The following is a 6,765-nucleotide window of genomic DNA, read 5'->3' as shown; positions in this document are numbered from 1 at the left end:
CTGGCGTTGACTTTTGGCACGCTGTTGAGTTCTCAAGGAACGGACGCTTCCTTCGTACTCACCCTCTCGGGCTTTCCTCCGGGCGCTTCCCTTCGCTGTTTCCGACTCTATCAGACCCTTTCGGCGTCTGATTCCCGGTCGGCGGGATTGTCTACGGCATTGGACTTCCGCCCGTCGGCCTTTCGACATTCACTACGTTAGCCGATTCCCAGTGAGACTCATAATCGAGTTCCGCGAGTTCGAATTCAGGCGTGCGGACACACCGAATTCGCTCCCGCTGAGGGAGATCGTAGGTAGTGGGTTGGCCGCTTCCGGCTGCAGGCATCGCCGTACCCGGTTCAAGCGGCTTGGGCTACGTTACGCACCTTCCAGGGACGCGTCAACCTGAGCGGCGCCTTGGGACATGGGCCCTATACGGGCTCACCGTCGGGTCGCCCGCGACCCAGAAACGCCACGGGTGGACTCCTCCGTCGCCGGACACACCCGTGCGCGGGCCGTTGCGTACCTGGTCGCGGGCGATCGGGGCACCCGTCAGCATCCTCAGCGGTGTCTCGCCGGCCGCACACGCGTCCGTGCCGTCGAGGGCACGGCCCACGTCCAGTGCCGTGGCCAGACGTGCGGGCCCTTTGGCCAGTTCCTTGTCATTTCGGGCCGAGATTCGACGTTTACGCGCGAGCTCGACGCCCTCGACGACCTCGCCGGCACGCAGCAGGACAGCGCTCGCCGTGCCGTCGGGACCGCAGACGAGGTTCATGCAGTGCCACATGCCGTAGGTGAAGTAGACGTACACGTGTCCGGGCGGACCGAACATCACTTCGGTGCGGGGTGTGCGACCGCGATAGGCGTGCGAGCCGGGGTCGTTCGGGCCGTCGTACGCCTCCACCTCTGTGAGGCGCACCGCGATCGGACCGTCCGGCGTGGACCGCACGAGGATGCGGCCCAGGAGGTCGGGGGCCACCTCCAGTACGGGGCGGTCGAAGAACTCTCTGGGGAGTGGCGTACGGTCCGGGAGCGCGATCATGGCGTACGAGCGTAGTCCAGACGGGTTTGTGCCAAGGGGTGGTCAAAGGTTCCCCCGGTTGCCAGGGTGTGCCGCGGAACCGGTCGTGCCCGGATCGCGTTTGTACGGATCAAGGGTCCGTACGCAGAGGTCCATAGGTAGAGGGAGTGTCATGGCGTTCAAGAAGCTGCTCGCGAGTCTGGGGGCCGGCGGGGCTTCGGTCGAGACGGTGCTGACCGAGGACAACGTCGTTCCGGGTGGCGTTGTCCAGGGTGAGGTGCGGATCCAGGGCGGGTCCGTGAACCAGGCCATCGAGGGGCTGTCCGTGGGCCTGCAGGCGCGGGTCGAGGTGGAGAGCGGCGACGAGGAGTACAAGCAGAACATCGAGTTCACCAAGGTGCGGCTCGGTGGGGCCTTCGAGCTGCAGGCCGGGGCCGTGCACGCCGTGCCGTTCGGGCTCGAGATCCCCTGGGAGACGCCGATCACGATGATCGACGGTCAGGCACTGCGCGGCATGCACATCGGTGTGACCACCGAGCTCGAGATCGCCCGTGCCATCGACTCCGGTGACCTCGACCCGATCAACGTGCACCCGCTGCCGGCGCAGAAGGCGATCCTGGACGCGTTCATCCAGCTTGGCTTTCGCTTCAAGAACGCCGACATGGAGCGGGGTCACATCCGGGGCACGCGGCAGCGGCTGCCGTTCTACCAGGAGATCGAGTTCTTCCCGCCGTCGCAGTACCGCGGTCTGCACCAGGTGGAGCTGAGTTTCGTGGCCGACGAGCACGCCATGGACGTCATCCTCGAAATGGACAAGAAGCCGGGGCTGTTCAGCGAGGGCAGTGACACGTTCCGGTCGTTCCAGGTGGGTCACCACGACTTCCACGGGACCGATTGGGCGGCGTACCTCAACCAGTGGCTGTCCGAGGTCGGCAGCAGGCGCAACTGGTTCTAGGCTCGGGGTCTACTGAAGGAACCGATCAGGAGGTACCGAGGTGACCGAGCTCAAGCGGCGGCCGCTCCCCCATGACTTCCATCCGTCCGTCCCGTCGTTCACGGTGACGAGCGAGGACATCGAGGAGGGTGCGACGCTCAAGGACGCTCAGGTCTACGCGGCCGGCAACACCTCGCCGCAGCTGCGGTGGGAGGGCTTCCCGGCCGAGACCAAGAGCTTCGCCGTGACCTGCTACGACCCGGACGCCCCGACGGGCAGCGGGTTCTGGCACTGGGTCCTGTTCGACATCCCCGCCTCGGTGACGGAGCTGCCGGCCGGCGCGGGCAGCGGCAAGTTCGAGGGGCTGCCCGAGGGTGCCGTACAGGCGCGCAACGACTATGGGACGAAGGACTTCGGCGGGGCCGCCCCGCCGCCCGGGGACGGGCCGCACCGGTACGTGTTCACGGTGTACGCGGTGGACCAGGAGAAGCTCGGTCCCGACTCCGACGCCTCTCCGGCCGTTGTCGGCTTCAACCTGCGGTTCCACGCGACCGCGCGCGCCCAGCTCATCGGTGAGTACGAGAACCCCGCCGAGGGCTGACGCCGTGCGCTGACGCAGTGGAGCGTTCATTGAACGTTTGCCCGCCTCTGGTCTTGGAAGTGATCGGGGGCGGGCATTTTTTATTGCGTTGTCCATCTCGGCGCGCCCGTCCAGAGTTGATCCAAGCCCGCCGGGGGGTGGGCAGGTGCACACGGGAGGTGGGCTGGATGCGGGACACGCTGGTGCTGAACGCGAGCTTCGAGCCGCTGTCGACGGTGACGCTGAACCGAGCCGTTGTCCTGGTCCTCCAGGACAAGGCCGTCGTCGAGCAGGCCCACCCCGAACTGCGTATGCGGGGCGCCGATGTGGACATACCCGCGCCCCGGGTGATCAGGCTGTGCAGGTATGTACGGGTGCCGTTCCGAAGACGAGCGCCGTGGTCGAGGCGGGGTGTGCTGGTCCGGGACCGGCACAGGTGCGCGTACTGCGGGCGCCGGGCAACGACCGTGGACCACGTGGTGCCGAGGGCGCAGGGCGGTGCGGACTCCTGGCTGAACACGGTGGCGTCGTGTGCGGAGGACAATCACCGCAAGGCCGACAGGACGCCTGAGCAGGCGGGGATGCCGTTGCTTCGGGAGCCGTTCGAGCCTTCGCCTGCCGATGCGATGTTGCTGTCGCTGGGGGCAGATGAATTTGCCGCACTGCCTTCTTGGTTGGCTCGGGAAGCTGCGTGACGTGACTGATCGCCGTTGCGCTTGAAGTTGTTCGTCGGCTGCGGGTTGTTTGTGGTTGATCGCGCAGTTCCCCGCGCCTCCGAAAAGGGGCGCGGGGGTTAGCGGAGTCAATCAATGACCTCAGTCGATCTGGGGCTTCTCTCGGCGGTCCGCGTCTGTTGAGCCGTTGCCTCCCGAACCTCCTGCGAGCGGGCCGAAGTTGCCCATGGCGCCGGAGAGGCCCTTCAGGGCGTCGCCGATTTCGCTGGGGACGATCCAGAGCTTGTTGGCGTCGCCTTCGGCGATCTTCGGGAGCATCTGGAGGTACTGGTAGGAGAGGAGCTTCTGGTCGGCGTCGCCGGCGTGGATGGCCTCGAAGACCGTACGGACGGCCTGGGCTTCGCCCTCGGCGCGCAGGGCGGCGGCCTTGGCCTCACCTTCGGCACGCAGGATCTGGGACTGCTTCTCGCCTTCGGCGGTGAGGATAGCGGCCTGCCGCGTGCCTTCCGCGGTGAGGATCGCGGCGCGCTTGTCACGGTCGGCGCGCATCTGCTTCTCCATCGAGTCCTGGATGGAGGTGGGCGGTTCGATCGCCTTCAGCTCTACGCGGTTGACGCGGATGCCCCACTTGCCGGTGGCCTCGTCGAGGACGCCGCGCAGGGCCGCGTTGATCTCCTCGCGGGAGGTGAGCGTGCGCTCGAGGTCCATGCCGCCGATGATGTTGCGGAGCGTGGTGACCGTCAGCTGCTCGATCGCCTGGATGTAGCTGGCGACTTCGTAGGTGGCCGCGCGGGCGTCCGTCACCTGGTAGTAGATGACAGTGTCGATGTTCACGACCAGGTTGTCCTGGGTGATCACCGGCTGGGGCGGGAACGGTACGACCTGTTCGCGCAGGTCGATGCGGTTGCGGATGGTGTCTATGAACGGGACCACGATGTTGAGGCCCGCGTTGAGTGTCCGCGTGTAGCGGCCGAAGCGCTCGACGATGGCGGCGCTGGCCTGTGGGATGACCTGGATGGTCTTGATCAGGGCGATGAAGACCAACACCACCAGGATGACCAAGACGATGATGACCGGTTCCATCGTGGCTCCCCGTACCCCTCTCCGCCGCGGCGCTTTCGGCAGATCTAATGTCTGTTGAAGATCTTGCTGGTCGAGTCTGACAGACGCTCGTACAACTCGTGGGGTGTTCGGTTCAGTTGAGTCGTGCGAGGTCACATCACGATCGCGGTGGCCCCCTCGATGTCCACGACGTCGACCTCCTCGCCCGCTTCGTAGGAGCGGCCGGTGTCGAGTGCGCGTGCGGACCAGACCTCACCGGCGAGCTTGACGCGCCCGCCCTTGCCGTCGACGCGTTCCAGGACGACGGCTTGTCTGCCCTTCAACGCCTCAACGCCCGTGCGGAATTGGGGGCGTTGCTTGCTGTGCCGGGCCGCGATGGGCCGTATGACGGCGATGAGGGCGACCGAGACGACGACGAAGGCGAGTACCTGGACCACGATGTCGAAGCCGAGGCCCGCGACGCCCGCGGCCACCACGGCGCCGACCGCGAACATACCGAATTCCGGCATCGCGGTCACCACGAGCGGGATTCCGAGCGCTGCCGCGCCGACGAGCCACCACACCCATGCGTCGATGTCGTTCACATGGTCATCGTAGGGCCGCGGATCGTGCCCGGGACAGGGCGCATACGGGGTCAGGACAGGGGCAGGCCCTGGGCCGTCCAGCGCTCGCCGACCTGCTCGACGACGAGCGGGAGGCCGAAGCAGCGGGAGAGGTTGCGGGAGGTGAGTTCGAGCTCCAGGGGGCCGGCGGCGAGGACCTTGCCCTGGCGGATCATGAGGACGTGGGTGAAGCCGGGGGCGATCTCCTCCACGTGGTGGGTGACCATGATCATGGAGGGGGCGATCGGGTCGCGGGCGAGGCGGCCGAGGCGGCGGACCAGGTCCTCGCGGCCGCCGAGGTCGAGGCCGGCGGCGGGCTCGTCGAGGAGGAGCAGTTCGGGGTCGGTCATCAGGGCGCGAGCGATGAGAGTGCGCTTGCGCTCGCCCTCGGAGAGAGTGCCGAACTTGCGGTCCAGGTAGTCGCTCATCCCGAGGCGGTCGAGGAAGGCGCGGGCGCGCTCCTCGTCGACCTGCTCGTAGTCCTCCTGCCAGTGGGCGGTCATACCGTACGCCGCTGTCAGGACGGTCTCGAAGACTGTCTGGCGCTTGGGGAGCTTCTCGGCGAGGGCGATGCCGGCCACACCGATGCGCGGGCGCAGTTCGAAGACGTCGGTGCCGGGCTTGCCGAGGGTCTCACCGAGGATGGTGGCGGTGCCCTTGCTGGGGTAGAGGTAGCTGGACGCGACGTTGAGGAGAGTCGTCTTGCCGGCGCCGTTGGGACCGAGGATGATCCAGCGCTCGCCCTCCTTGACCGACCAGGAGACCTGGTCCACCAGAGCGCGGCCCTCACGGATCACGGATACGTCCTGAAGCTCCAGAACATCGCTCATGAGCGCGTTGTCTCCCCTTGCAGTGTGGCCGGTCTCGGCGCTGTCGCGTTCACCTGTGGCTCAGTGCGCCGCGCCAGTGGGCGCAGCCCCAACGAAATCTACGCCACCGGTGCCGCCGTCCATTCCATCGGTCCGGTCCTTAGGCTGTGGGCATGCTCTCGGAACCGCGTTCAGGACGCCTCGCCGCATGGGGAAATGCCCTTTTGGCCGGACTTGTCTCACCGGACGACGCCGTGCACGCCATCGTCGGCGACGACGCGGTGCACCGGATGGAGGGGCTGCCTGGTGAGTCGGCACCGGTCGGGCTCACGCTCGCGCTCGGGCGACTGCGGACGCTCGGGGTGACCGGGCTGCGGGTGGCACTGCCCGCGCCAGGGCATCCGCTGGGGCTGAGCGGGCCGCCGGAGTTCAACGCGCGGGCGCTGGACGCCGAGGAGGCAGTGGTCTGTTACGGCGCCGCGTTCGGCCTGGTGCCCGAGGTGTACGAGGCCGGGCCCGACGGTGATGTGCATGTCGAGGTGGTCTGGCACTGTCTGCCGGTGCGGGAGGCGCCGCCGGCCGACGTGCCGTCGCTGGGTGAGGCCGAGCGGGAGTTGGCGGAGGCGCTGCGGGAGGCGACGGAGGTGCTGTCGCGGCTGGACGTCGCCGGGTCGGGGCCGGTGGCCGAGGCGGCCATCGATGCGTACCGGGCGCGGGCCGAGAGGGGGCGGGAGGCGCTGGCGCCGGGGTATCCGCCGCGGGCGGTGCGGGTCCTTGAGCTTGCGCAGCGAGTGGGGCTGCTGGTCTCGCTGGCGTACGAGAACGGGCACGGCGGGGCGGTGAGCGCGTCGGAGATGGCGGCGCGGGGGGCCGCGCTGCGGCCGGTGGAGCGGACGGCTCGGCGGGCGCTCGTCGCGGCGTACAACTCCGTTGTGGAGGAGCGGGAGCGGGGGGTGCGGTGAGCCGGGGTTCGACGGGTGGCCGGTGTTGATGCGGGCGGGTGGGGGGGGGGGGGGGGGGGGCCGGGCCCCCCCCCCCCCAGAGGCCCGCGGCAGCCACGCGCGCCCCGGCCCCCGGTCGGGGTGGGGGGGCGGGTGGGGGGGT

General features: G+C 68.3%; 8 protein-coding genes. 4 read left to right on the top strand and 4 right to left on the bottom strand.

The window, feature by feature from the left end:
• Positions 1–379: 379 nt before the first annotated feature.
• Positions 380–1,021 carry a DNA-3-methyladenine glycosylase gene (locus tag ACFYXB_RS29685; protein WP_389587517.1) on the bottom strand — a complete coding sequence of 214 codons (642 nt, stop codon included), beginning with the start codon at positions 1,019–1,021 and terminating at the stop codon, positions 380–382.
• Positions 1,022–1,172: 151 nt separating this feature from the next.
• Here ACFYXB_RS29685 and ACFYXB_RS29680 point away from each other — a divergent pair, with 151 nt between their 5' ends.
• The 3 genes from ACFYXB_RS29680 to ACFYXB_RS29670 all read left to right on the top strand — a co-directional run bounded on the left by ACFYXB_RS29680 (position 1,173) and on the right by ACFYXB_RS29670 (position 3,209).
• A complete protein-coding gene (locus ACFYXB_RS29680) occupies positions 1,173–1,955 on the top strand; it encodes a sporulation protein (RefSeq protein WP_351352749.1) in 783 nt (260 codons plus the stop codon).
• Between the two features lie 40 nt (positions 1,956–1,995).
• Entirely contained in the window at positions 1,996–2,535 is a 540-nt protein-coding gene (locus ACFYXB_RS29675) for a YbhB/YbcL family Raf kinase inhibitor-like protein (RefSeq protein WP_351352751.1), read from the top strand.
• A 167-nt stretch (positions 2,536–2,702) separates the two neighbouring features.
• Positions 2,703–3,209, top strand: a complete 507-nt coding sequence (locus ACFYXB_RS29670) for an HNH endonuclease (RefSeq protein WP_388496441.1) — start codon at positions 2,703–2,705, stop codon at positions 3,207–3,209.
• Positions 3,210–3,329: 120 nt separating this feature from the next.
• On the opposite strand, the gene ACFYXB_RS29665 is transcribed toward ACFYXB_RS29670, so the two are convergent.
• The 3 genes from ACFYXB_RS29665 to ACFYXB_RS29655 all read right to left on the bottom strand — a co-directional run bounded on the left by ACFYXB_RS29665 (position 3,330) and on the right by ACFYXB_RS29655 (position 5,682).
• Positions 3,330–4,271 carry an SPFH domain-containing protein gene (locus ACFYXB_RS29665; RefSeq protein ID WP_388496443.1) on the bottom strand — a complete coding sequence of 314 codons (942 nt, stop codon included), beginning with the start codon at positions 4,269–4,271 and terminating at the stop codon, positions 3,330–3,332.
• Between the two features lie 131 nt (positions 4,272–4,402).
• A complete protein-coding gene (locus ACFYXB_RS29660) occupies positions 4,403–4,834 on the bottom strand; it encodes an NfeD family protein (RefSeq protein ID WP_389587514.1) in 432 nt (143 codons plus the stop codon).
• Between the two features lie 50 nt (positions 4,835–4,884).
• Positions 4,885–5,682: an ABC transporter ATP-binding protein gene (locus ACFYXB_RS29655; RefSeq protein WP_389587512.1), complete on the bottom strand. Its 798-nt coding sequence runs from the start codon at positions 5,680–5,682 to the stop codon at positions 4,885–4,887.
• 152 nt (positions 5,683–5,834) lie between these two features.
• Between ACFYXB_RS29655 and ACFYXB_RS29650 the strand changes: the two genes are divergently transcribed.
• Positions 5,835–6,623: a hypothetical protein gene (locus ACFYXB_RS29650; RefSeq protein WP_351352766.1), complete on the top strand. Its 789-nt coding sequence runs from the start codon at positions 5,835–5,837 to the stop codon at positions 6,621–6,623.
• The last annotated feature ends 142 nt before the right edge of the window (positions 6,624–6,765 follow it).

It is taken from the genome of Streptomyces sp. NPDC002619 (assembly GCF_042889305.1).
In the GTDB taxonomy this organism is placed as follows: Bacteria; Actinomycetota; Actinomycetes; order Streptomycetales; family Streptomycetaceae; genus Streptomyces.
The sequence above is the reverse complement of the archived record's forward strand: the minus strand, read 5'-3'. Positions and strand labels throughout refer to the sequence as shown.